Below are 25,029 nucleotides of genomic sequence, written 5' to 3' on the forward strand. Positions count from 1 at the left end.
CTTAAGGAGGATGTAATGCAACATGTGGGAAGTTATTACGCCGCTTCCGCCAACGCGCATGAGCCGTGGCCGGAGCTGCAAGAGTCAGTGCAGTGCGATGTCTGCATTATTGGCGGCGGTTTTACCGGGCTCTCGTCCGCGCTGTTTCTCACCGAAGCCGGTTACGACGTGGTGCTGCTTGAAGCGGCGAAAGTTGGCTTTGGCGCCAGCGGCCGCAATGGCGGCCAGGTCGTCAACTCCTACAGCCGCGACGTGGATGTGATTGAACAGCGCTACGGCAAACAAACTGCACAGATGCTCGGCAGCATGATGTTTGAAGGCGCGGAGATCATTCGCGACCGCATCGACCGTTACGCTATCGCCTGCGACTATCGTCCCGGCGGTATTTTCGCCGCGCTCAATCAGCGGCAAATGGGCCATTTGCGCAACCAGAAAGCGCTTTGGGCGCGCTACGGTAATCACGATTTGGAACTGCTCGACGAACGTGGCATTCGCCGTGAAGTGGCGACCGATCGCTACGTCGGTGGCTTGCTTGATAAACGCGGCGGCCATCTGCATCCGCTTAATCTTGCGCTGGGTGAAGCCGAGGCGATTCGTCGTCACGGTGGGCGCATTTATGAGCAATCGGCGGCGATAGAAGTGAAATATGGCGCACCGCATCGAATAAAAACCGCCAAAGGTGAAGTCAGCGCCACTTTCGTGATTTTTGCCGGCAACGCCTATTTACCGTCGCAGCTTGAACCGCGCCTGACGCGCAAAAGCATGCCGTGCGGTTCGCAGATCGTCACCACCGAACCTTTAACGCGCGATCAGGCGCTGGGTTTGCTACCGAACAATTACTGCGTTGAAGATTGTAACTATCTGCTGGATTACTTCCGCCTCACCGCCGATAACCGCCTGCTGTACGGCGGTGGTGTGGTGTATGGCGCGCGCGAGCCGGATGACATTGAAGCGCTGATTCGTCCCAAGCTGCTTCGCACCTTTCCGCAGTTGCGTGATATCAAAATCAGCCACCGCTGGAGCGGCAATTTCCTGCTTACGCTATCGCGCATGCCGCAGTTTGGCCAGGTCGAGAAGAATGCCTTCTTTATGCAGGGCGACAGCGGGCATGGCGTGACCTGTACGCATCTTTCTGGGAAATTGATTGCTGAAGTGTTGCGTGGGCATGCGGAGAGATTTGATGCGTTTGCGAAATTGCCACATCTGCCGTTTCCGGGCGGAAGAAGGTTTAAGGTGCCGCTCACGGCGATGGGCGCGGCATGGTATGCGTTGCGGGATCGGTTTGGGGTGTGAGGTTTTGACCAGGTCGCCATGAATGGCGACCCTACATTGTCATTCCAACGGCATCTTCATTGGGTCATCATACGTATACTCAAACCCCAGCTCGTTAGCGATTTTCGAGCCATCAATCACCTTGCCGTTAGAACGCTCCGGCTCCGCCACAAACGTCGGCGGTTCCAGCCCCAGCTGCTTCGACACGCTGGGATAAAAGCTATCGCGCGACGGGTGTTTCGATGCACACAGATTGTAAACGTGCCCGCCTTTCGGGGTTTGCAGTAGCAGCACAATCGCATCCACCACATCATCGAGATGCACCAGATTGACCGCATGACCGCCGTTTTCCAGCCCGGTTTTGCCAGCGAGGAAACGACCTGGATGACGATTCGGCCCCACTAATCCTGCGAGGCGCACAATATCCACGCTGGTGCCGGGCAGATCGTGCAGCCAGTTCTCCAGCTCCACCAGCGTTTTGCCGGCGACAGTTTCCGGCTGCAGTGGGCTGGTCTCTTTCATTACACCTTCGCCGCTGCCGTATACCGATGTAGAGCTGGTGAAAATAATACGCGGGACTTTTTTCGCCAGCGCGGTGTCCACCACGTTCTGCACCGCCTGCATGTAATCTTCACCGCCTTTCACCGTGCGGCTGGCGGGTAAAGTCACCACCAGCGCATCCACCGCCATCAGCGACTCTAACTCTTCGGCTTCACACTCCAGCTCGGGCGTCAGCACCAGTTGGAAGGCTTCGATGCCACAGCGGCGTGCGGCGTCCACGCCATCCGGCGAGGTTTTACTGCCGGTGACCTGCCAGCCGCGTGCCGTTAGCGCCATCGCCAGCGGCATCCCCAGCCATCCCAGACCTACAATCGCGACCTTTTTCATATCGACTCCTGCTATGGGCTCACACTTCATCTTAGTGCGGCTAGATGTGCCAAACCAGCGCAAACTGTTTCGGGAGATTCCGGAAATTGACGGTTAAAAAAGGGTTGCCAATTGTCACCATCTTCGTTAGGTTATTCAGCACGCAAATGAATACTCATTCAGCAACGGAATTTACTATGACACGCGTTCAGTTCAACCACCATCATCACCATCATCCTGACTAGTCTTTCAGGCGATGTGTGCTGGGAGACGATTAGGATCTTCCAGTGGTGCGAACGCAAAGAGAGCCCCCGGAAGATCATCTTCCGGGGGTTTTTTTATGGGCGAACGCAAACCAACACGTTCAGACAGGATTGAATAAGAGGACAGGAACCATGTTAGATAACACCCGTATTCGCATAGCTATGCAGAAATCTGGCCGTTTAAGTGATGAATCACGCGAACTGCTGGCACGCTGCGGTATCAAAATCAACCTTCAGCAACAGCGTCTGATTGCGTTTGCGGAGAACATGCCGATCGACATCCTTCGTGTGCGCGATGACGATATTCCTGGCCTGGTCATGGATGGCGTCGTCGATCTCGGTATCGTCGGTGAAAACGTACTGGAAGAGGAGCTGCTGAACCGTCGTGCTCAGGGCGAAGATCCGCGTTACTTCACGCTGCGTCGTCTGGATTTCGGCGGTTGTCGCCTGTCGCTGGCGATGCCGGTTGATGAAGAGTATACCGGCCCGCAATGCCTGAATAACGCCCGCATCGCCACCTCTTATCCACACCTGCTGAAGAAATACCTCGATAAACAAGGTGTAGCCTTTAAATCCTGCCTGCTGAACGGTTCTGTTGAAGTTGCACCTCGCGCTGGCCTGGCCGATGCGATTTGTGACCTTGTTTCAACCGGCGCCACGCTGGAAGCCAACGGCCTGCGCGAAGTCGAAGTGATCTACCGTTCTAAAGCGGTGCTGATTCAGCGCGACGGCGAACTGCCAGCCGCCAAGCAAGAGCTGGTGGACAAAATGATGACGCGTATTCAGGGCGTGATTAAAGCGCGTGAATCCAAGTACATCATGCTGCACGCGCCAAGCGAACGTCTGGATGAAGTGATTGCGTTGCTGCCGGGTGCTGAACGTCCAACCGTGCTGCCGCTGGCTGGTGATGTCAGCCGCGTAGCGATGCACATGGTGAGTAGCGAAACGCTGTTCTGGGAAACCATGGAAAAGCTGAAATCGCTGGGTGCCAGCTCGATCCTTGTGCTGCCAATCGAAAAAATGTTGGAGTAACACCATGAGTACGCTGATGACACCCATTGATTGGCAGCAATGCAGCGCAGAGCAGCAGCAAGCGCTGCTGATGCGTCCGGCGATTTCGGCTTCAGAAAGTATCAGCCAGATCGTGCGCGACGTGTTGGTAAAAGTGAAAGAGAGTGGCGATGCGGCGCTGCGTGAATTTAGCGCACGCTTCGACAAAGCGCAGGTGGATAACCTGCGCGTCACCGCCGAAGAGATGCAAGCCGCCAGCGATCGTCTGAGCGACACGCTGAAGCAGGCGATGGCCGTGGCCGTGAGTAATATCGAAACCTTCCACAATGCGCAGATTCTGGCGGAAGTGGATGTGGAAACGCAACCTGGCGTGCGCTGCCAGCAGATTACCCGTCCGGTGAAATCGGTGGGTTTGTACATTCCAGGCGGTTCCGCTCCGCTGTTCTCAACCGTATTGATGCTGGCGACACCCGCGCGCATCGCCGGTTGCGGTCGCGTGGTGCTGTGCTCGCCACCGCCGATTGCCGATGAAATTCTTTACGCGGCACAACTGTGCGGCGTTAAAGAAGTGTTTCAGGTTGGTGGTTCGCAAGCCATCGCCGCCCTCGCCTTCGGCACTGAAACCGTGCCGAAAGTGGACAAGATTTTTGGCCCAGGCAACGCGTATGTGACCGAAGCCAAACGTCAGGTTAGCCAGCGTTTAGATGGCGCGGCGATTGATATGCCGGCCGGTCCATCAGAAGTGTTGGTGATTGCCGATGAAGGCGCTACGCCAGCGTTCGTCGCTTCTGATTTGCTGTCGCAGGCGGAACACGGCCCGGATTCACAAGTGATTCTGCTCACGCCGTCGCTAAAACTGGCCGAAGGCGTGGCGCTAGCGGTTGAAGAGCAACTGGCGCAGCTGCCGCGTGCCGCTACCGCGCGTCAGGCGCTGGAAAGCAGCAGACTGATTGTGCTGCGCGATTTGGATCAGTGCATCGAGATCTCCAATCTGTACGGTCCTGAGCACTTGATCATTCAGACGCGCCAACCGCGCGATCTGGTAGAAAGCATCACCAGCGCCGGTTCGGTGTTCCTTGGCGACTGGTCACCGGAATCGGCGGGCGATTACGCTTCAGGCACCAACCACGTGCTGCCGACCTACGGTTACACCGCCACCTGTTCCAGCCTCGGCCTGGCCGATTTCCAGAAACGTATGACGGTGCAAGAGCTGACGCCGCAAGGCTTCCTCAATCTTGCCGCAACGATTGAAACGCTGGCTGCCGCCGAGCAGCTGGAAGCCCACAAAAATGCCGTTACCCTGCGTGTTGCCGCGCTGAAGGAGCAAGCATGAGCCTGAATATTGAAGAGTTAGCGCGCGCCAATGTGCGAGCGCTGACGCCGTATCAATCGGCGCGTCGTCTGGGTGGTAACGGTGATGTGTGGCTGAACGCCAACGAATTCCCGCTGCCGGTACCGTTTGAGCTGTCGCAGCAGACGCTGAATCGCTACCCGGAATGCCAGCCGAAGATTGTTATTGAGCGTTACGCCGCTTACGCCGGTTTGACGCCGGAGCAGGTTCTGGTGAGCCGCGGCGCGGATGAAGGTATCGAACTGCTGATGCGTGCCTTCTGTGAGCCGGGCAAAGATGCGATTCTGTTCTGCCCGCCAACTTATGGCATGTACAGCGTCAGCGCGGAAACCATCGGCATCGAATACCGCACCGTGGCGGCACTCGATGACTGGCAGCTGAATCTGCCGGCAATTGCTGACCAGCTCGACGGCGTAAAAGTCGTCTATATGTGCAGTCCAAACAATCCGACCGGCAACTTGATCAATCCCGATGACATTCGCAAATTGCTGGATATGACCGCCGGTAAAGCGCTGCTGGTGGCCGATGAAGCCTATATCGAGTTCTGCCCGGAAGCGACGCTGGCGAGCTGGCTGCAGGAGTATCCGCACTTAGTGATTCTGCGCACGCTGTCCAAAGCCTTTGCGCTGGCCGGTTTGCGCTGCGGCTTTACCCTGGCGAACAAGCCGGTGATCGATTTGCTGATGAAGGTGATTGCGCCCTATCCACTCGCCACGCCGGTGGCCGATGTGGCCGGACAAGCGCTGAGCGAGCAAGGTATTGCGCTGATGCGTCAGCACGTTGCCGAGCTGAACGCCAATCGTGCCTGGCTGTTTGAGCAGTTGCCGAAGATCAGCGTGGTGCAGCAGGTGTTCCCGAGCGAAACCAACTATATTCTGGCGAGCTTCACTGATTCGCCAAAAGTGTTTAAAACGCTGTGGGATCAAGGCATTATTCTGCGCGACCAAAATAAAAACCCCGGCCTTGCGGGATGCCTGCGCATCTCCATCGGCACCCGTGAAGAGTGCGAGCGCCTGATCGCCGCGCTGCAAGCCTTATCAGTGGAGCAAGCATGAGTCAGAAAATCCTTTTTATCGACCGCGACGGCACCATCATCTCTGAGCCACCCACCGATTATCAGGTGGATCGCATGGAGAAGCTGGCATTTGAGAAGAACGCCATTCCTGCGCTGCTGGCGTTGCAGGAAGCGGGTTATCAACTGGTGATGATCACCAATCAGGATGGCCTCGGCACCGCTAGCTTCCCGCAGGCCGATTTCGACGGCCCGCACAACCTGATGATGCAGATTCTCAGCTCACAAGGCGTGAATTTCAGCGACATCCTGATCTGCCCGCATATGCCGGAAGATAACTGCGATTGCCGCAAGCCGAAAACCAAAATGGTGGAAGCCTGGCTGGCCGCCGGCGCGCTCGATACCGCTAACAGCTACGTGATTGGCGACCGCCTCACCGATATCCAGCTGGCGCAGAACATGGGCATTCAGGGCCTGCGTTACGGCGCGGAAGGCGAAGACTGGGATGCGATTCAGGCGCGTCTGACCATGCGCGATCGCTATGCGCTGGTGCAACGCAACACCAAAGAGACGCAGATTAAAGTCGAAGTGTGGCTGGATCGTGAAGGCGGCAGCAAAATTAACACCGGCGTCGGCTTCTTTGATCACATGCTGGATCAGATTGCAGTACACGGCGGCTTCCGCATGAACATCGATGTGAAAGGCGATCTCTACATCGACGATCACCACACCGTGGAAGATACCGGTCTGGCGCTCGGCGAAGCGCTGCTGAAAGCACTCGGTGACAAACGTGGCATCGGCCGTTTCGGCTTCGTGCTGCCAATGGATGAGTGTTTGGCGCGCTGCGCGCTCGATATCTCCGGTCGTCCGCACATCGAATTCAAAGCCGAGTTCAGCTACCAGCGCGTGGGCGATCTCAGCACCGAGATGGTCGAGCACTTCTTCAGCTCGCTCTCCTACGCCATGATGAGCACGCTGCACCTGAAAACCAAAGGCCGCAACGATCACCATCGTGTGGAAAGCCTGTTTAAAGCCTTTGGCCGCACGCTGCGTCAGGCGATTCGCGTGGAAGGCAACACCTTGCCGAGCTCGAAAGGAGTACTGTGATGAACGTGGTGATCCTCGATACCGGCTGCGCCAACCTGTCGTCGGTGAAGTGGGCCATTGAGCGCCTCGGCTACACGCCGCAGGTGAGCCGCGACCCGGATGTGGTGCTGCATGCCGACAAGCTGCTGCTACCGGGCGTTGGCACCGCGCAGGCGGCGATGAACCAGCTGCAGGAGCGCGATCTCATCGATCTGATCAAAGCCTGTACTCAGCCGGTGCTCGGCATTTGCCTCGGTATGCAGCTGCTCGGTCGCGGTAGCGATGAGAACGGCGGCGTCACCACGCTCGGGCTGGTTGATGAGCCGGTCACGCTGATGGACACGCAGGATTTACCGCTGCCGCACATGGGCTGGAACCAGATCACCGCCAAAGCGGGCCATCATCTGTTCCGCGACATTCCCGATGGCAGCTACTTCTACTTCGTGCACAGCTACGCCATGCCGGTGAATGCGGCCACCATCGCGCAGTGCGATTACGGTCATCCGTTTACTGCCGCCCTGCAGAAAGATAACTTCTTCGGCGTGCAGTTCCACCCGGAGCGTTCGGGCAAAGCAGGCGCGCAGTTGCTGAAAAATTTCCTGGAGATGTGATGATTATCCCCGCATTAGATTTAATCGACGGCAAAGTGGTGCGCCTGCATCAGGGCGATTACGGCCAGCAGCGCGATTACGGTAGCGATCCGCTGCCGCGCTTGCAGGATTACCAACGTCAGGGCGCTGAAGTGCTGCATCTGGTGGATTTGACCGGCGCGAAGGATCCGGCCAAACGCCAGATTCCCCTGCTCACCACCTTACTGCGCGGCGTGAACGTGCCGGTGCAGGTTGGCGGCGGCATCCGTAATCGCGATGACGTGGCGGCACTGCTGGCAGCAGGCGCTACGCGCGTGGTGGTCGGTTCTACCGCGGTGAAGCAGCCGGAAGAAGTTAAAAGCTGGTTCAGCGAGTTTGGCGCGGACGCCATCGTGCTGGCTTTAGATGTGCGCATTGATGCCAACAACCGTAAAGAAGTGGCGATCAGCGGCTGGCAGGAAGCGGCGGGCGTAACGCTGGAAGAGGTAATTGGCTGGTATCAGCCGGTTGGCCTCAAACATGTACTGTGCACCGATATTTCGCGCGACGGTACGCTGAGCGGCTCCAACGTCGAACTGTATAAAGAAGTCTCTGCGGCCTTCCCGGACATCGCCTTCCAGTCTTCTGGAGGCATCGGTTCGCTGGATGACATCGCGGCGTTACGCGGCAGCGGCGCGCAGGGCGTGATCGTCGGTCGCGCTTTACTGGAAGATAAATTCACTGTTGCGGAGGCGATTGCATGCTGGCAAAACGGATAATTCCATGTCTTGATGTGCGTGACGGGCAAGTGGTGAAAGGCGTTCAGTTCCGCAACCACGAAATCATCGGCGACATCGTGCCGCTGGCGCAGCGCTATGCGCAGGAAGGCGCGGATGAGCTGGTGTTCTACGATATCACCGCCTCATCAGATGGCCGCGTCGTGGACAAAAGCTGGGTTTCACGTGTGGCGGAAGTGATCGATATTCCTTTCTGCGTGGCGGGCGGCATTAAGAGCGAAGAAGACGCGGCGCGCATTCTGCAGTTTGGTGCCGACAAGATTTCCATCAACTCGCCGGCGTTAGCCGATCCGACGCTGATTACACGCCTGGCCGATCGCTTTGGCGTGCAGTGCATCGTGGTGGGTATCGATACCTGGTTTGACGAAGCGAGCGGCAAATATCACGTCAATCAGTACACCGGCGACGAAGCGCGCACCAAAGTGACCACGTGGGAAACCCTCGATTGGGTACAGGAAGTGCAGAAGCTGGGCGCGGGTGAAATCGTCCTCAACATGATGAACCAGGATGGCGTGCGGAATGGCTACGATCTGGTGCAGCTGAAGAAAGTGCGCGATGTCTGCAAAGTGCCGCTGATCGCCTCAGGCGGCGCAGGCACCATGCCGCACTTCCTCGAAGCCTTTGAGCAGGCGAATGTCGATGGCGCGCTGGCGGCTTCAGTGTTTCACAAACAAATTATCAATATCGGCGAGTTGAAAAACTTCCTGATCGACAACGGTGTGGAGATTCGCGCGTGTTAACTGCAGAACAACTGGCCAGGCTGGATTGGGTCAAAACCGCGGGCATGATGCCCGTTATCGTCCAGCACAACGTTTCCGGCGAAGTGCTGATGCACGGTTATATGAACGAGGAAGCACTGCAAAAAACCCTCAGCGAGGGCAATGTCACCTTCTTCTCACGCACTAAAAATCGTTTATGGACCAAAGGCGAAACCTCGGGACACTTCCTGCAAGTGGCGAGCATTACGCCGGATTGCGACAACGATACGCTGCTGGTGCTGGCGAATCCGATTGGCCCAACCTGCCATCTCGGCACATCCAGCTGCTTCTCTCCGGCGGCGCCAGACTGGACGTTCCTCTATCAGCTCGAGCAGTTGTTGGCTTCACGCAAAACTGCCGATCCTGAGAGTTCGTATACCGCGAAGCTTTACGCCAGCGGCACCAAGCGCATCGCGCAGAAAGTGGGTGAAGAAGGCGTGGAAACAGCTTTGGCTGCAACGGTTAATGATCGTCACGAGCTGACCAATGAAGCGTCTGATTTGCTGTATCACCTGATGGTGCTGCTGCAGGACCAGGAGCTGGATTTAAGCACCATCATCAATAATCTGCGGGCGCGTCATAAATAACTTTCCGTAGGGTCGCCATTCATGGCGACCAATGTTCCAGGTGCGCATAAATGCGCACCCTACGCTATTCATCAGCATGGAAGACACCATGACCACTCATGAAAAACTGATCGCCCTGCTCGACCAGCATCAGGCGCGTTATCGCGTGATGGAACATGAAGCGACCGGCAAATGTGAAGCGGTGGCGGCGATTCGCGGAACTGAAGTTGGGCAAGGCGCGAAAGCGCTGGTGTGTCATGTAAAAGGCAACGGCATTAAGCAACATGTGCTGGCAGTGCTGCCTGCCGATCAGCAAGCGGATCTCAGCAAGGTTGCTGCAGCGGTTGGTGGTCGACGTGCTTCACTGGCCTCACCTGCAGAAGTGGATGCGCTGACCGGCTGCGTTTTTGGCGCTATTCCCCCGTTTAGTTTCCATCCTGATTTACAGCTGGTGGTCGATCCGCTGCTGTTCGAACGCTATGACGAAATCGCCTTTAATGCCGGATTGCTGGAGCAATCGGTGGTGCTGAATGTTGCGGATTACCAGGCGCTGCATAATGGTAACGTGATGAAAATAATCCTCTAATTGCCTTGCCCGGCCCTGAGCGGTACTCTTCTTGACTCAACATCACATCAAAAGAAGACCGATATTATGGCAAGTTCTCGTTTAACCGCCCGCCTGCGTCAGACGCTGGCGCTGGCTGTGCTGGCAGGTTGCGCATTTGGCGCGCAGGCAAAAATTGATCAGGTGCGTTTCGCGGTTGATCCTACCTATCCTCCTTTCGAATCCAAAACCCCGCAGGGCAAACTGGTCGGTTTTGATATCGATCTTGGCAATGCGCTGTGTGAGCAGATGCAGGCCAAATGCGTGTGGGTGGAAAGCCAGTTCGATGGCATGATCCCGGCGCTGAAAGCCCGTAAGTTCGACGCCATCCTGTCTGATATGGGCATCACCGAAGAACGTCTAAAGCAGATTGATTTCACCGTGCCGCTGTACGACACCCATACGCAGCTGATTGCGCGTAAAGGTTCTGGCCTGCTGCCAACCGCTGAATCGCTGAAAGGCAAAACCGTGGGCGTTGAGCAAGGCACCGTGCAGGAGCGTTATGCGCTGGCAAAATGGCAGCCGCATGGCGTGCAAGTTGTACCTTATGGCGATCAGGCACAGGTTGAGAGTGATTTGATTTCGGGTCGTCTTGATGTGGTGTTTACCGATGCTGCCCAGGCCGCAAATGGTTTCCTGAAACATCCGCAGGGCAAAGACTTCGAACTGGCGGGCCCGATTGTGCAGGATCCGATTATCGGTCCGGGTACCGCAATTGGTCTGCGTAAGGGCGACACCGAACTGAAAACCGCGCTGGATAACGCTTTTGCCGAGCTAAAGAAGAACGGCACTTTCGATAAGATTCAGAAACAGTACTTCGCGACTGACATTTCCATTCAGCAGTAATCTTTTGGGCGGCTTTTTGCCGCCCTTTTCGCACTCAGCACTATAATTCCATCAGAAAATGAATCAGGCGTCGCTGAAAGCGTGCCATGAATAAAGGACATCGATAGCGTTATGCAACAACAACATCATCCTCTATTAAGCGCCTCGCTGGGCACGCAACGCGAAATTGTCAGCTTCCACTTCGGCACCGATTCGCAGCAACGCGTCTACATTCAGGCTGCACTGCACGGCGATGAGCTGCCCGGAATGGCGGTGGCGTGGTATTTGAAACAGAAGCTATTAGCGCTGGAATCTGCGGGGCAGCTTAAAGCCAAAATCACGCTGGTGCCGGTCGCGAATCCTTTAGCGATGGGACAACACTGGCACGGTAGCCATCTCGGGCGTTTCCATACGCTTTCAGGACAAGATTTCAACCGCCGCTTCCCTGCATTGGGTGAAGCGCTGGCTGAAGAACTGGCGGATTCCCTGACGCAAAGTGAATACGAAAATAAACGCCTGATCCGCGAAGCGATTGATCGTCATTACCGTGAGCGTATTGCCCGCACTGAACTTGATGCCCAGCGCTTTACGCTGATGCGTATGGCGAGCCAGGCGGATTTAATGATTGATCTGCATTGCGACTGGGATGCGCTGCCACATCTCTATACTACGCCACAAGCGTGGCCAGACATCGAACCGCTGGCGCGCTGGTTAGGCAGTGAAGTGCAATTGCTGGCGCAGATTTCTGGCGGCGAGCCGTTTGATGAGGCCTGTTGTGAGCCGTGGATAACGTTGGCTGAGCGCTTTGGGGATGAATATCCTATGCCGCGTGGCTTGCTGCCGGTGACTCTAGAATTACGCGGTGTGGCGGATGTATCGCCTGAAATGGCGGAAAAAGATGCTGACGCGATTATCAATGCGCTAATTGAAGGTGGTTATATTGCCGGTGAAGTGGGTGAATCCCCTTCCCTGATTCATCCGGCGACGGAGCTGGCGGGATGTGAGTATATCCATGCGGCGCAATCTGGATTAGTGCTTTATCGGCGTGAACTGGGTGAGTGGATTAAGGCTGGGGAAGTGGTGGCGGAGGTTATTGATCCTATTACTGACCAGGTGATGCCGCTGGTGGCAGAGTATGGCGGCGTGCTGTATGCGAGGAATTTGACCAAGTTTGTCACGGCGGGGATGTTGGTGGTGCGGTTGGCTGGGGAGAATGCTGGGAGACGTGGGGAGTTGTTGGTATAATATAAGCATATTGATGTTGAACACAAATCTAAGCAGACTATGTAATGAATGTAATAAAGAAAAAAATTTCAATTGTTATTCCTTGCTTCAATGAAGATGAAAGTATTCAGGTAACAATTGACAGGCTAACTCTCTTAAAACAAGAGATTAATGACTATGACCTTGAGTTATTATTCATAGATGATGGTAGCACTGACAATACAGTTAATATTATCGACAGCAATATCAATAAGAATGGAATTAAGTTAGTTTGCTTTTCTCGAAACTTTGGACACCAGATTGCCGTATCTGCGGGGATTGATTTAGCTGATGGTGATGCAGTAGTTTTAATCGATGCAGACTTACAAGATCCGCCTGAAGTCATAATTGAAATGATTAAAATTTGGAATTCCGGCTATGACGTTGTATATGGTCAAAGAAAAGAACGTGCGGGAGAAAGTTATTTCAAATTATTGACAGCAAAATACTTTTATAAATCCTTGAATTATCTATCAAATACGGCAATACCTCATGACACAGGTGACTTCCGCCTTATGGATAAAAAAGTTATAGAAGTATTAAGGTCAATGCCAGAAAAAGATAGATTTTTACGCGGTATGATCAGCTGGGTTGGATTTAATCAGATAGCTATCGAATATAATCGTCAACCTCGCTTTGCCGGTGAAAGTAAATATCCCCTTAGAAAGATGATAAAGTTTGCTCTAGACGGTATTTTATCTTTTTCTACAAAACCACTTAAAATTTCCGTTGGAATTGGTCTTATTTGCGCGAGCATTTCACTACTTGGTATTTTATATGCAATTTTAATGCGTGTTTTAACAAACAATTGGGTTGAAGGATGGACAGCTTTAATGATAGCAGTTCTTTTTATTGGAGGTGTTCAGTTGGTATCAGTTGGTATTCTTGGGGAATATATTGGCCGTATTTACAATGAAATAAAGGCGAGACCTTTATATATTATTAAAAATAAAAACGGTTTCGAAAATGAAAATAAGTAATAATAGAAAATTTCGCTTTATTGCAGGCATTTTAATTTCGTTGATTTTCCTATATCTAACAATAGGAAAATTATCATTAGCGGAGTTAAATGAGATAATTTCCAACGCGTCAATATTGCCGTTAACTTTAGCAGTTATTTTCTTTTTTGTTGGATATTTACTTCGTGCAAAACGTTGGGAGATAATGCTCGAATACAAGAACGAACAAATATGCTACCATAAATGTGTGAAAATAATATTCATAACAACTGCTATGAATAACGTACTCCCATTGAGAGCTGGTGATATTGCGCGAGTTATGTTTTATAACAAGGAAATCAACAAATCAACTTCATCAATATTAGCGAGTATGGTTATCGAACGATTCCTTGATTTATTTTGCATATTGTTCTTCCTGTGGGTTAGTCTGTTCTTTGTCAAAATACCCTACACTAATAACATCACTCAACAATTACCTCTGTTAGGATGTTTTTGCATTTTATTATTATTAATAAAGCCACAAGTCTATACATTAACATTGCATTTCTTTAGTGATTTGTTGAAAAAAACAGCAAACGTAAACCTATCCCGATTTGAACAAGGTTTGAATAACTTTACTTCATTAGTCAATAATACTTCTTCTTTAGGGATAACTTCGAAACTGCTAGTTTTATCACTAATAGCGTGGTCATTTGAAGCCTTGGTATTTTATATAACTTCATTATCCATAATAGAAATTATAAACAACAAATCAGCACTATTTGCAATGCCAATAGGAACTTTTTCAACTTTAATTCCTGGAAGCCCAGGCTATTTCGGAACATTCGATTACTTTGTTTCGCAAACAATGAAAATATCGGGCAACAATGCAACTATCGCATCTGCCTATGCGCTGCTTGTACACGTTGTAATTTGGCTGCCTATTACAGTCGCTGGCGGTATTATGCTTATTCTCAAAGGTAAAAATAATGTGTAATGAATCCAATAATCAAACAACCTCTGTTTATGACGTAGTCATTATAGGTGCTGGATTCACCGGTCTAAGTGTCGCTTATGAACTTACTAAACAGCGTAAAAACTTGAAAATCGCAATTGTTGAGGCCCAAAATGATATTGGGGGATTGGCATCAGCTTTTGATGTTGGAGGAAATAAGTTAGACAGATTCTATCATCATTGGTTTACCAACGATGAATACGTTATGGAGTTGGTATCAGAACTAGGTTGTCTAGACAAGGTAAAAATTAACCCTTCAAATACTGGTATTTTCTTTGCCAATAACTTCTTCAAATTATCGACACCATTCGATCTATTAAAATTTAAACCACTTAATATGATCAATAGAATACGTCTTGGGCTTTTGGCATTACGAGCAAGAAGGGTTAAAAACTGGCATGAACTCGAAACACTTAGTGCATCAGAGTGGTTATGTTCATTAGGAGGTAAAGAAGTCTATAAAACAGTATGGGAACCACTACTTCGTGGCAAATTTGGTCCTTATGCTGATGATATTTCAGCTGTATGGTTTTGGAACAAATTAAAGTTGCGCGGTGGAAGTCGGGGTAAAGGTGGTGAGGAAAGACTTGCATATTTTGAAGGTGGATTTATTGCTCTTGCAAAAATAATGCTGGAGTTCATAAAGTCAAATAATAACTCAGAGTTAATACTCAATTCTAAAATTAAAAAATTAACAAAAAAAAATGACCTATGGATTATTGAGTCTGACGCGCCTGATAAAAAACTTATAGCAAAACATGTCGTCTGCACAACGGCATTACCGCTAACAGCTAATTTAATCCAACATTGGGCAGAACCAGAATATATTGAAAAGTTAAATAAAATAAGTTACATCGGTAACACTTGTTTAGTATTGGAATTAGACCGTTCTTTATCATCACTTTATTGGATTAACGTGAATGACCCAACTTTTCCTTTTGTAGGTGTCATTGAGCATACTAATTTTGAAGGTCCAGAGAATTATCAAGGAAAGCATATAGTTTATCTATCTAAGTATCTACCAGTAAGTGATGAACTGTATAAAAAAAATAAAGATGAATTCCTTGAATACTCATTACCATATATTAAAAGAATGTTCCCCGACTTTGACTCTTCATGCATAGTGAAACATCATTTATGGAAAGAAGAATGGTCACAACCTATTGTTGTAAAAAAATACAGTGAATTGATTCCTGAAAAGCACCATCCGATTGGTGGGCTGCATTTATCTTCAATGGCAATGATCTACCCTGAAGACCGAGGTACTAATTATGCAATTAGAGAAGGAAGGGCTATGGCAAGAGAACTGCTTGAATTAATTTAACCATTAAAGTTGCCCCATCGGGGCAACTTTGAATTCAGTCAGTGCAATTTTTATTAATATATAACCTATAAATGTAATTATAGGGATACTCATTTGAAACTTTAGGTTTGAGCTCCACTTCTCTATATTGCTCGTTAATAAACTCTTCTAATTTTAAAATCCGCCCATCTATATTCGGATCCCAACCTGGGCCTCCCGAATACACGATAAAAACAGGAGGGTCATTGCGCAGCCCGTCCATAAATTCGTTAGCTAAACCAGAAAATATAGATCGATCAACTAGTGGATTTAAATAAACAGGCCATTTATACGGTAAAATGCCCAGTTTTTCTGAAAATGTGTATAGCTGAGCTCGGTTACCATAAACGAGGATATTTTTATTTTTCTCCCCACATGACAAACTTGCCATTTTCTGAGGAACCAGATATGTAAACTGATTTTCTTGAGTTCCAAAATGATTCCCCTCAATAATAAGATTATATTTCGTATATATTGAATTCAGATTAATTAGTAGACAAAAACAAAGGAATAATGAATATATAAACTTTTGAGTTTTTGAATTAAGCTGATCATTTATTAGTGTTATAAACACTAATAATGTAGGAAGCAAAAAACCAAAAACATAAAAACTTTGAATTTTACGTTGATAAACAAAAGAGATAATTTCTAAACATGCCCAAAGAACTAATAGGAAAGAGTTTTTTTTCCTGGAAACAAAAAAAGAATAAATCATTAAAATAAAAGAAATTGCAAAATAGAAAAATGCAACGTAGTTTTGAGTGAAAAAATCTGTAATTAATGTTTTATTTCTATAAAAGCCTCCATACGTTGAGTTGAATTTAATAAATGTATCAAAGAAATTTGAAACATTACCAGATTGAAGGACCAATAAAAAAAGCAAAATCAAAGATATCAAAAATATCGTTATAAATATTCTCGCTAATTTCCGCACTTCGTTATTGTTCTTTCTAGATATAAAATTTATTAAAAAATATACGACTAGGATGAAACAAGCAATAATAGATGTTGGCCTTAAAAATGGAGCACAGCCCAAGAATAGACCGGAAAAAAAAAGATGCGATTTCTTTGAACCGTACAAGGCTAAAACTAAACCAGAAAACTCTAAGAATAAACTCAGTGAGAAAAAAACACCATTTGAAACTAGGTCAAGATCGCCTAATAAGAACTGGAACATAATAGCAAAAGATATCAATAAGATAATCTGGTTTTTACTATTAATCATATTAATAGCTAAAAGGGATATTGCTCCACCTAGTATATAATAAGTCAGGAAAGCTAACTTGATACCTAAGGATTCCATTTCAACAATACTTAAGAACGTAAATGGGTAGATTAGGTAATAAGTAAGATTAGGTTTATGATCCCAATAGTTTTTCCATAAATGTAGCCCACCATCAATCTTTAAACGATTGGTCACCTCATAATACACACCACCATCAGTTCCAACAAAACCAAAAAATTGCGGATAATATAAAACTGTAACTATAACAAATAATATTAAAATTAAAGTACATCTTGAGAAAAAATAATCATTCTGGTTCACGACTAATTCCTTATAATCAAGACTGCCATTTCTTAAGTAATTTTTGCATTGGTGGATCAATATATTTAACTAATAAATAGGAAGTCAAAAATGATAAAATAATAGCAATAAAAACCATTAAATGATAACCAACATATTGTTTAGTCATAGGGAAGATACTCCATATCTTTCTTTCGAAGATTGCGTGAGACCAAAAACCTAAATCAGCATGTACCAAGTACAATGGATATGTCATTGCACCCAACATTTTAATAGAATTATAATATTTCCCTAAAGATTCTACATGAGATGTTATCCATACCAATGCTATTATGAAAAAAGTCATAAATAATAGTGAAGCATGATCGTAACTAACTCCAAAAGAATCGATCCATTTTTGATGCCCAATCATGTTGTTATAGATAAATATTGAAGATATGAGAATAAGCAAAGAATGTTTGGGCTGAATTTTAGATGTTCTAAGCTCGAATATAACAACACCAATAACAAAATGCCCAGCAAAATGAGTAATAAAGATAGTAGATATCAAGTTGTTATGTATTATGAAGTTGTTTAGTAGCGACAATGCTAACCACGCAAAGCATATTTCATTTCTAAAGTTATTCCATAATCTTAACTTCATTAAAATAAAGACCCAAATATAGAAAGTAACCTCGACAGCTATAGTCCAGTATACTGAGCTAAAATAATCTTTTCCAAAGACACCAGGGTAAAAACTCAAACTAAAAACCAGAGAAATAAATCTTTCTTTTGGATCTACCATCGGTAAAGAGATACTAAAAAAGAAAATAATTAACGCACAGATCACAAAGAGGGGAAATATTCTATTAAACCTTGCAATGATGAACTTTTTGGGAGTTCTATTTTCAGATGATAACGTAATTACAAAACCACTTATTAAAAAAAACAAATCGACACCAAAGTCACCAAAAGAGAATGCATCGATAGCGTATTCTCTGGGAATAAAACCTTGAAGGGGAGCAATAAATAAATAATGATAAAACATTACCATGATGAAAGCGAAAAACCTTAGCCCATCTAAAGCTTCAATTCTGTGTTTTCTAATTTCCATTTTGTAATCATAATTTTATAATGTGTTTTTTTATATTAAGTTTTCGAGAAGATAATGTAAAGTTTATATTAAAAAAAAAGCCTATAGGCATAAACCTACAGGCTTTATCAAATTTGAGAAAATTAATCCAACCACTCGGTGTGGAATACACCGTCTTTATCAATGCGCTTATAAGTATGTGCACCGAAGTAGTCGCGTTGAGCCTGAATCAGGTTAGCCGGCAGAACTTCTGAACGATAGCTATCGTAGTATGCAATAGCCGCAGAGAATGTAGGTGTAGGGATACCATTCTGGATCGCGTAAGAAACAACATCACGCAAAGCCTGCTGATATTCATCTGCAATATTCTTGAAGTACGGATCTAAAAGAAGGTTGGCGATGTTTGAATCTGTTGCATATGCATCGGTGATTTTCTGCAAGAACTGAGCACGGATGATGCAACCAGCACGGAAGATCTTAGCAATCTCACCATAATGCAGCTCCCAGTTATTCTCTTCGGATGCGGCACGCAACTGAGAGAAGCCTTGAGCATAAGAAACGATCTTGCCGAGATACAGAGCGCGACGAACTTTTTCAACGAACTCAACTTTATCACCAGTGAAGGCTTTCGCCTGCGGGCCACTAAGAACTTTTGAAGCAGCAACGCGCTGTGATTTCAGAGAAGACAAGTAACGTGCAAATACTGATTCAGTGATCAGAGATAGTGGCTCACCGAGATCTAGTGAACTCTGGCTTGTCCATTTACCCGTACCTTTGTTAGCTGCTTCATCGAGGATTACATCAACTAAATATTTACCGTCTTCATCTTTCTTAGTGAAGATGTCCTTGGTGATGTCAATAAGATAGCTGCTCAGCTCACCGTTGTTCCATTCAGTGAAGGTTTTAGCCAAATCTTCATTGTTCAGACCTAACGCACCTTTCAGCAAAGCATACGCTTCAGCAATCAGCTGCATGTCGCCGTATTCGATGCCGTTATGCACCATCTTCACATAGTGACCAGCTCCGTTCGGGCCGATGTAAGCAACACAGGCTTCCCCATCTTCCGCACGTGCAGCGATTTTATCGAGGATTGGTGCAACCAGTTCGTAAGCTTCTTTCTGGCCACCTGGCATGATTGAAGGACCTTTTAATGCGCCCTCTTCACCACCAGAAACGCCGGTACCGATAAAGTTGAAGCCCTGATCAGACAATTCATTGTTACGACGGATGGTATCTTTATAGAAGGTATTACCACCATCGATAAGGATGTCGCCCTTGTCCAAGTGCGGAGTCAGCGATGCAATGGTTTTATCGGTAGCTTCACCTGCCTGTACCATGAGAAGGATGCGGCGCGGTTTCTCAAGTGATTGAACGAACTCTTCTACAGTGTAAAAAGGCGCGAGTTTCTTGCCCTGGTTCTCAGCGATGACTTCATCAGTCTTTTCACGCGAACGGTTGAAGATAGAAACAGTGTAACCGCGGCTCTCAATGTTAAGGGCTAGGTTGCGGCCCATTACTGCCATACCTACAACACCTATTTGTTGCTTGGACATTTTCAACTCCTGTCTAAAGAAATTTGAGATACGTTTTTTTAACATCAAGTGATGTAGATCTCAATATAAGCTTATGCCATAAGCACGAAAAACCACCAATCAAGTGATATTATCTACGCATAAGATTATGTTTGTAAAAAATTGCGAAATCGATAATCAATGCAAGTAAATGGCGTTTTAAGAATGAAATATCCCTTTTCTTTCTAATGCCATCGCTCCATTGGTTAGCAACAACAAAATCAATCAATACCTTTCTTTTTTTCCAATTAAATGGCGACGAGAAAATATCAATAAATGAAGGTACGTTACTTTTTTCAACATAGCCACCAAGCCCAAACGTTTCATTGTGATTGAGGTTTTCAAAAGCATCATTCAAATTTGCACTTGAGCCACTAATTAACCCACCCCATATTTTCATCGCGAGTGGCTTCAAATCTTTACTGGTTAATACATGTATAGAAACATCACTCTTCCATGTCTCTAAAGAAGTCAGAATACCGTTTTGGAAGTCTTGAGTGAAGTTTACCCAGGCTTTATTCTCCTCTGCATCAACTTTTCTTAATGCTACAACGCCCTCATCAGTTTTGGTATACCCCACCACACTTCCAGAGGGTGAGTTAGTAATCATCTCTATTGGAGCGACTGAATCGAGATAATGAGGCAAGTCTTGAGAATGATTTAGATCCGGGCCATATGCATACTTAAAACTATTGTTAGGTTGAGGATTCAGATACTTAGCCAAACCTAGATAGACACCATGAAATATTACATTTGGTAATACAAGGGCAATGTTATCCTGAATTGTCCCTCTCCATCCGACATCTACTACACAGACATTCTTTGTCTCTTCGCTAAGGCCTTTTCCTTTTAAGTATGAGAGTAATTCATCCTTTTTAGTATCACGGTGGGAAGATATCAGATGAATAAATTTTGAGTCTGCGAAAAGTTTTTGCACTCTTGAATCTTGCCATGGATAACGAATAAGCTCAGCAGGATCGATACTATATTTCTCTAGCAATTCAGAAAATAAAATCTCATCAATATTTATAGTTTTGAAAAGTGCATGAAGAGACTGCGTGCTATAAAGATTCCAGACACGCATCATTTCCTGAACATTAACGTCTCCGATAGAGGCAGAAAAAGTAGCTAACCGGCTAACTTCAAGTATCTCATAATCTGGAAATTTGATATTAACTAAATCGAGTTTTAGTTTCTCGATGATTATCCCAAATGCTTTAATGAAAAACTCACCTTCCCTCGTGAAAAAGAAGATTTTATCACAATTATTTTCGAAAGCCTTTTCCAGAATAAATAAAACATAGCCTACAATAAATGGCGAGCATTTTATTCCAAGCTTGAAGTTATCCTTATTATTGTTCTCATATGAAAAAGATGATTCAATCACATCCAGAGCATGTTGGAAAATCTTGCTCTTATCGTGAAAATTAGATTCATGTTGCAATCTTATTTCATGTAATTTGGACGGTAAATAATGAATACACTTTATGCCACGTTTTTCTGGCTGCTTAACATCCGACCATTCATTATCACCGATGTGCAACCACTCACTACCTGAAATAGCGAATTCATCTTTCACATAATCAAAAAGATGTCCTGAACGCTTATTGAGTTTTATATCGGCTGAAGATATTCCATCAGGCACTAAATCCTGGAGTCCGTTTTTATCAATCAAAGCCTGTAGCCTAGGCTTAGACATGTAAAAATCAGATAAAAATAGTGTTTTTTCTGATGGATGTTCATTTAAAAAGTCAGCTATTGTTGAGTCAGGCTCTGTTAATATGAGTTCAAGATCAAATTCATACTGGCAAACTTCATGTTCTATATCAGCAAGCTCTTTAGAAGTAATACTATTGAATAAAAAAACACACCATTCATGAATAACTTCCTCAAAAAGATATTCATCATCAAAACCACTTGCTTGAGTTCGTTTACCAATTTCTCTTTCGATTTCAATTCTTTTATTAAACAGGACATCAAGATCTGAGATGTTATGCTTACTGAAATATTTAAAGTAAACATAGCGTGCAGTGGCATACTTAATTGTATCCGGATGACATTTCCTTCTCAATAAAGTGTCCCAAACGTCAACAGTTTTTAGCTTTAATTTCATTATAATTAATTACCTTTAACAATCCGATATATTTTTTTTAATGGTTCTCTTAATCTAATCGGGAGTAGCATAGCGATTTTCTTTAAACGTGATGGAGCGATAATATGAATTGCAGAAAGTGTGGCTTCCCGTGTAAACTCAGCTTTTATTGGTTCAGCATTGTACATTTTTAGGATAGTTTTATCGCTAAAAGAATTGCCATTTAAAACATTATTAATTGCAATGCTAAATTGTTCGGTTTCTACATTCAGATTTCGGTCAACCATGAACTCATGACCAGATTGAGACATTTTATCTCTGAGTTCATCGTTTGAAAGTAGTCTAATAATGGCCTCTGCAAGGCTTTCTGGAGTTTGTTGGGCTAGTAGAGCAGCACTTTCAGGTAAGTCATAAAAGTTATTTTCACGCCACATTTCAACGACAGGTAAGCCCGCAGCCATCATTTCAAAAGGAATCCGTGATGGGTTTGAAGAACTTAAGCATAAGCCTACCTGGCACTTATTATAAAGCTCATTACATTGCTCAAGATCGATTAATCCTAGATTATCGTGTTCAAACCAAACATGTTCTTTTGTATCCGAACCATAAAGATAGATTTTTACATTTGGTAAGCGATGTTTAACGATTCCTAAAGCCTCAAGCCCTAGCCGTGAACACCTACGAGGTTTATCTGGCTGGTAGATAAAGCAAACTGCTTTCTCTTTCTTAATAGAAGGAATCTTCTTATAGATATCCAAATTAGCACCGAACTCAAAATGGTATCCATCAACATTGAAACTGTTTTTTAAGGTGTGCCTTAACCATCTACCAATCGTAATGGGAGTTAAGCCATATTGGTAAGAATTTTCAGCCATTAGGTATGCATCACCCATTGGATTGAACCAAGCTTCATAATCCTGCACAAAATAGACTTTTTTACATTCAAAGTTTAAGGAAGCAACAAAGGCAGCAGAGTACCAAACGGTCGCTATCGCTATATCTGAAGGCTTAGAATTTTTCCAACCATAAATAACATTGGAAAATTTCATGTTAAATATAGATGCTATTTTTTCTGAGGCATCACCAATACCATGTTCATCTTCTAGGTAGATAATACAACAATGACCTTTTCTTTCTAAATAACTGGCATGCTGTAAAATAGTTCGGTGACCGCCAGAACCCTTGATCAAACTTGGGATAAACCATGAAATGGTAGACATAATTAATAACCAGCCTAAATTAAGATATTCAAGAATTTATTGAAATAAAATGCAGCATAAATTCATTGCGGCTTTGACAGTTGCTCTATTTTTTGATCCCTTTCAATAATCATTTTTTCCATTTCCATCATCGAATCCCAGCGCTCTTCTATTAATCTTTCCATATCTTGCATTGCATTCCATCGCTCTTCAATCAAGACCTTTTGCGAATTTATTATTTCGTTCATATTTTGCATTGCCAGCCATCTCTCTTCCAGCATTTCTCCCTGGGAAGATATAGCCTTATCTCTTGATTGAATTAGATCATTCATATTTGAAATCGCATCCAAGCGCTCACTAAGCATTCCTGACCAGGTCTGCGAATTGAGTCTCGGTATTAAATTATTTTTTATTCCTAAATTATTCTTTAAATTCGTCAATTTTATTATCCAGTCAAGGATATCATGATAAATATAGAGAGTAAAAGTAAGCGGTTTCTCAGCGTTACCAAGTAACTCTTCAAATGATACATTTAGGATTTTTATACCTTGCTGAAGAGATTCAATCAAATAGTTTTCGGCTTCGTATTTATTACCATTACAGTAATGAATCACGATAACATTATAATAGGCCTGGAGTATTTTAGTGCCAATAGTTGGGCTGAACTTCAGATAATCTAAAGTTAGACAACTTGAGTATAAATTCAAGGCCTCATTACGGAGATCTCTTATTTTTAGAAGTTCAGCAGCTAATACCGATAATGATATAAGCCACCTAACCTGATGTGAGCTTTTCTCGGATATCATGCTTACATTATTGATATATTTAATTATATCATTTAGTACTTGACGACCATGCTTTTCTTTCTTCAGTTCTTGATAACCAAGAATTGCTAACGCCGCACCATAATCAGGACTTAAATTGTTATAGTTATTCAATATTTGTTTTGCATATCTAGCTAGCGCATGCTCATTTTTATTTCGAGTAGGAAATTCAACCATGGATTTAATAAGCCATGGATTCACATAATCATTAGCAAAGTTAAGCAAATTTTGGGGTGGTTTACTGTAAAGGTAAGTTTTTTCATAAAATTTAAATTGAGATAAATTATTAAATGGGCTCTTCATTAGTACATAATAATTTTTAAACTTACCAATCACTTCTTTGTAGCCGAAAATTTTTTTAACCACTTGATTATGTGGCAAATGATAGGCGACTTCGATCTCAAAATCAGAATTTAAACTCGAGGGGTTGAATGTATCTGAACAAATTACAACTCGACCACCTGGAGACAAATATTTAGTTAAATTTTTAAGAGACTCAAAACTATCTATTTTGTTATCATTATTGAGTAGAAACATGCAATCATAATAATTTTCTAATTGCGCTCCCCCCCCCCCCTCCCTCAATTTATTCAGTTTGCAATTATTATAAAAATCATCGTTTGTTGAATATCCCTCTACTCGCTCAGCATTTGAAAACTGATTAAAATACCCTAGAAAAACATCATAACTAGTATGCACTATGCAGATATGCTCATTAGGGCGTATGTAGCCATTCAGTTCAGCACAAAGCTCAACTTCAGCGAGTTGATCTAACTCAGTTTTTGCAGCAAAGCCATTATTAATACAGCGCCTCATAAATAATGAGTAACCAGGATTTGACTCTTTATATAAAGAACTGTCTATTTCAAAACCTGCTTTAAAAATGACGTTAGTAGCTGTGTTAAACTCAATTTTATCCGCTTCAGCATCCAACGTTGTTACAAATATATTTTCCAGAGTCTGGATTCGACTTAGTAACTGCTCTAAGCCGTTGAAATCTGATTCATTCCAATGTTTATTAATTGAGATAATTGCAAAATTATATTCTTTATCACCTTCAACATTTACTCTATTAATATCATTTTTTTTAATCGATACAATGTTGTAGCCTGTTAGTAAAAAATATTTTGTGAAATCATGATTACAATCGATAAGGATATAATTCCCAAGGCCATAAAACTTCTCAACTAACGCAGGGCTTATCATA

23 protein-coding genes and 1 other annotated feature are annotated in these 25,029 nt (G+C 45.3%); of the genes, 16 read left to right on the plus strand and 7 right to left on the minus strand.

Features of this window, described 5'->3' with window-relative positions; genetic code table 11:
* Positions 1-15 precede the first annotated feature (15 nt).
* Positions 16-1,293, plus strand: coding sequence for an FAD-binding oxidoreductase (locus FHW71_RS03220; RefSeq protein ID WP_179450174.1), 1,278 nt, complete (start codon positions 16-18; stop codon positions 1,291-1,293).
* Positions 1,294-1,332: 39 nt separating this feature from the next.
* On the opposite strand, the gene FHW71_RS03225 is transcribed toward FHW71_RS03220, so the two are convergent.
* Positions 1,333-2,160 carry an SDR family oxidoreductase gene (locus tag FHW71_RS03225; protein WP_179450172.1) on the minus strand — a complete coding sequence of 276 codons (828 nt, stop codon included), beginning with the start codon at positions 2,158-2,160 and terminating at the stop codon, positions 1,333-1,335.
* A gap of 176 nt (positions 2,161-2,336) precedes the next feature.
* Between FHW71_RS03225 and hisL the strand changes: the two genes are divergently transcribed.
* The 15 genes from hisL to FHW71_RS03300 all read left to right on the plus strand — a co-directional run bounded on the left by hisL (position 2,337) and on the right by FHW71_RS03300 (position 15,521).
* Positions 2,337-2,384 carry a his operon leader peptide gene (hisL, locus tag FHW71_RS03230; RefSeq protein WP_100396937.1) on the plus strand — a complete coding sequence of 16 codons (48 nt, stop codon included), beginning with the start codon at positions 2,337-2,339 and terminating at the stop codon, positions 2,382-2,384.
* Positions 2,360-2,481 (plus strand) — a sequence feature (His leader region). It overlaps the preceding gene by 25 nt.
* Positions 2,482-2,534: 53 nt before the next feature.
* Positions 2,535-3,434: an ATP phosphoribosyltransferase gene (gene hisG, locus FHW71_RS03235; protein ID WP_008104821.1), complete on the plus strand. Its 900-nt coding sequence runs from the start codon at positions 2,535-2,537 to the stop codon at positions 3,432-3,434.
* 4 nt (positions 3,435-3,438) lie between these two features.
* Positions 3,439-4,746: a histidinol dehydrogenase gene (gene hisD / locus FHW71_RS03240; RefSeq protein WP_179450170.1), complete on the plus strand. Its 1,308-nt coding sequence runs from the start codon at positions 3,439-3,441 to the stop codon at positions 4,744-4,746.
* The gene (gene hisC, locus FHW71_RS03245; protein WP_179450168.1) at positions 4,743-5,819 is read left to right on the plus strand and encodes a histidinol-phosphate transaminase; all 1,077 of its coding nucleotides are present in this window, start codon (positions 4,743-4,745) and stop codon (positions 5,817-5,819) included. Before hisD ends, hisC begins: the two co-directional genes overlap by 4 nt.
* Positions 5,816-6,883, plus strand: a complete 1,068-nt coding sequence (gene hisB / locus FHW71_RS03250) for a bifunctional histidinol-phosphatase/imidazoleglycerol-phosphate dehydratase HisB (RefSeq protein WP_179450166.1) — start codon at positions 5,816-5,818, stop codon at positions 6,881-6,883. Before hisC ends, hisB begins: the two co-directional genes overlap by 4 nt.
* Complete coding sequence (hisH, locus tag FHW71_RS03255) at positions 6,883-7,473, plus strand: imidazole glycerol phosphate synthase subunit HisH (protein ID WP_008104825.1); 591 nt, start codon at positions 6,883-6,885, stop codon at positions 7,471-7,473. Before hisB ends, hisH begins: the two co-directional genes overlap by 1 nt.
* A complete protein-coding gene (gene hisA, locus FHW71_RS03260) occupies positions 7,473-8,210 on the plus strand; it encodes a 1-(5-phosphoribosyl)-5-[(5-phosphoribosylamino)methylideneamino]imidazole-4-carboxamide isomerase (RefSeq protein WP_008104827.1) in 738 nt (245 codons plus the stop codon). Before hisH ends, hisA begins: the two co-directional genes overlap by 1 nt.
* Positions 8,192-8,968: an imidazole glycerol phosphate synthase subunit HisF gene (hisF, locus tag FHW71_RS03265; RefSeq protein ID WP_007888882.1), complete on the plus strand. Its 777-nt coding sequence runs from the start codon at positions 8,192-8,194 to the stop codon at positions 8,966-8,968. The genes hisA and hisF overlap by 19 nt, the downstream gene beginning before the upstream one ends.
* Complete coding sequence (hisIE, locus tag FHW71_RS03270; protein ID WP_176972944.1) at positions 8,962-9,573, plus strand: bifunctional phosphoribosyl-AMP cyclohydrolase/phosphoribosyl-ATP diphosphatase HisIE; 612 nt, start codon at positions 8,962-8,964, stop codon at positions 9,571-9,573. The genes hisF and hisIE overlap by 7 nt, the downstream gene beginning before the upstream one ends.
* Positions 9,574-9,661: 88 nt before the next feature.
* The gene (locus FHW71_RS03275) at positions 9,662-10,138 is read left to right on the plus strand and encodes a YbaK/prolyl-tRNA synthetase associated domain-containing protein (RefSeq protein WP_081530074.1); all 477 of its coding nucleotides are present in this window, start codon (positions 9,662-9,664) and stop codon (positions 10,136-10,138) included.
* A gap of 66 nt (positions 10,139-10,204) precedes the next feature.
* The gene (locus tag FHW71_RS03280; protein ID WP_176972433.1) at positions 10,205-11,002 is read left to right on the plus strand and encodes an ABC transporter substrate-binding protein; all 798 of its coding nucleotides are present in this window, start codon (positions 10,205-10,207) and stop codon (positions 11,000-11,002) included.
* Positions 11,003-11,113: 111 nt separating this feature from the next.
* The gene (locus FHW71_RS03285; protein WP_179450164.1) at positions 11,114-12,226 is read left to right on the plus strand and encodes a succinylglutamate desuccinylase/aspartoacylase family protein; all 1,113 of its coding nucleotides are present in this window, start codon (positions 11,114-11,116) and stop codon (positions 12,224-12,226) included.
* Positions 12,227-12,270: 44 nt separating this feature from the next.
* Positions 12,271-13,224 carry a glycosyltransferase family 2 protein gene (locus FHW71_RS03290; protein WP_179450162.1) on the plus strand — a complete coding sequence of 318 codons (954 nt, stop codon included), beginning with the start codon at positions 12,271-12,273 and terminating at the stop codon, positions 13,222-13,224.
* On the plus strand, positions 13,211-14,179 hold the full coding sequence (locus tag FHW71_RS03295; RefSeq protein ID WP_179450161.1) for a lysylphosphatidylglycerol synthase transmembrane domain-containing protein: 969 nt from the start codon (positions 13,211-13,213) through the stop codon (positions 14,177-14,179). The genes FHW71_RS03290 and FHW71_RS03295 overlap by 14 nt, the downstream gene beginning before the upstream one ends.
* Positions 14,172-15,521, plus strand: a complete 1,350-nt coding sequence (locus FHW71_RS03300; RefSeq protein ID WP_179450160.1) for an NAD(P)/FAD-dependent oxidoreductase — start codon at positions 14,172-14,174, stop codon at positions 15,519-15,521. Before FHW71_RS03295 ends, FHW71_RS03300 begins: the two co-directional genes overlap by 8 nt.
* Before the next feature lie 34 nt (positions 15,522-15,555).
* Here FHW71_RS03300 and FHW71_RS03305 read toward each other — a convergent pair whose 3' ends face one another.
* The 6 genes from FHW71_RS03305 to FHW71_RS03330 all read right to left on the minus strand — a co-directional run bounded on the left by FHW71_RS03305 (position 15,556) and on the right by FHW71_RS03330 (position 25,028).
* Positions 15,556-17,085, minus strand: coding sequence for a hypothetical protein (locus FHW71_RS03305; protein WP_179450159.1), 1,530 nt, complete (start codon positions 17,083-17,085; stop codon positions 15,556-15,558).
* Positions 17,086-17,101: 16 nt separating this feature from the next.
* On the minus strand, positions 17,102-18,157 hold the full coding sequence (locus FHW71_RS03310) for an acyltransferase (protein WP_179450158.1): 1,056 nt from the start codon (positions 18,155-18,157) through the stop codon (positions 17,102-17,104).
* A 122-nt stretch (positions 18,158-18,279) separates the two neighbouring features.
* On the minus strand, positions 18,280-19,689 hold the full coding sequence (gndA, locus tag FHW71_RS03315) for an NADP-dependent phosphogluconate dehydrogenase (RefSeq protein ID WP_179450157.1): 1,410 nt from the start codon (positions 19,687-19,689) through the stop codon (positions 18,280-18,282).
* Between the two features lie 109 nt (positions 19,690-19,798).
* Positions 19,799-21,820, minus strand: a complete 2,022-nt coding sequence (locus FHW71_RS03320; RefSeq protein WP_179450156.1) for a hypothetical protein — start codon at positions 21,818-21,820, stop codon at positions 19,799-19,801.
* A gap of 5 nt (positions 21,821-21,825) precedes the next feature.
* On the minus strand, positions 21,826-23,019 hold the full coding sequence (locus FHW71_RS03325) for a glycosyltransferase family 4 protein (RefSeq protein ID WP_179450154.1): 1,194 nt from the start codon (positions 23,017-23,019) through the stop codon (positions 21,826-21,828).
* Positions 23,020-23,081: 62 nt separating this feature from the next.
* The gene (locus FHW71_RS03330; RefSeq protein WP_179450152.1) at positions 23,082-25,028 is read right to left on the minus strand and encodes a hypothetical protein; all 1,947 of its coding nucleotides are present in this window, start codon (positions 25,026-25,028) and stop codon (positions 23,082-23,084) included.
* Between the last annotated feature and the right edge of the window lies 1 nt (position 25,029).

The organism is Enterobacter sp. Sphag1F (assembly GCF_014193275.1).
GTDB lineage: Bacteria > Pseudomonadota > Gammaproteobacteria > Enterobacterales > Enterobacteriaceae > Pantoea > Pantoea symbiotica.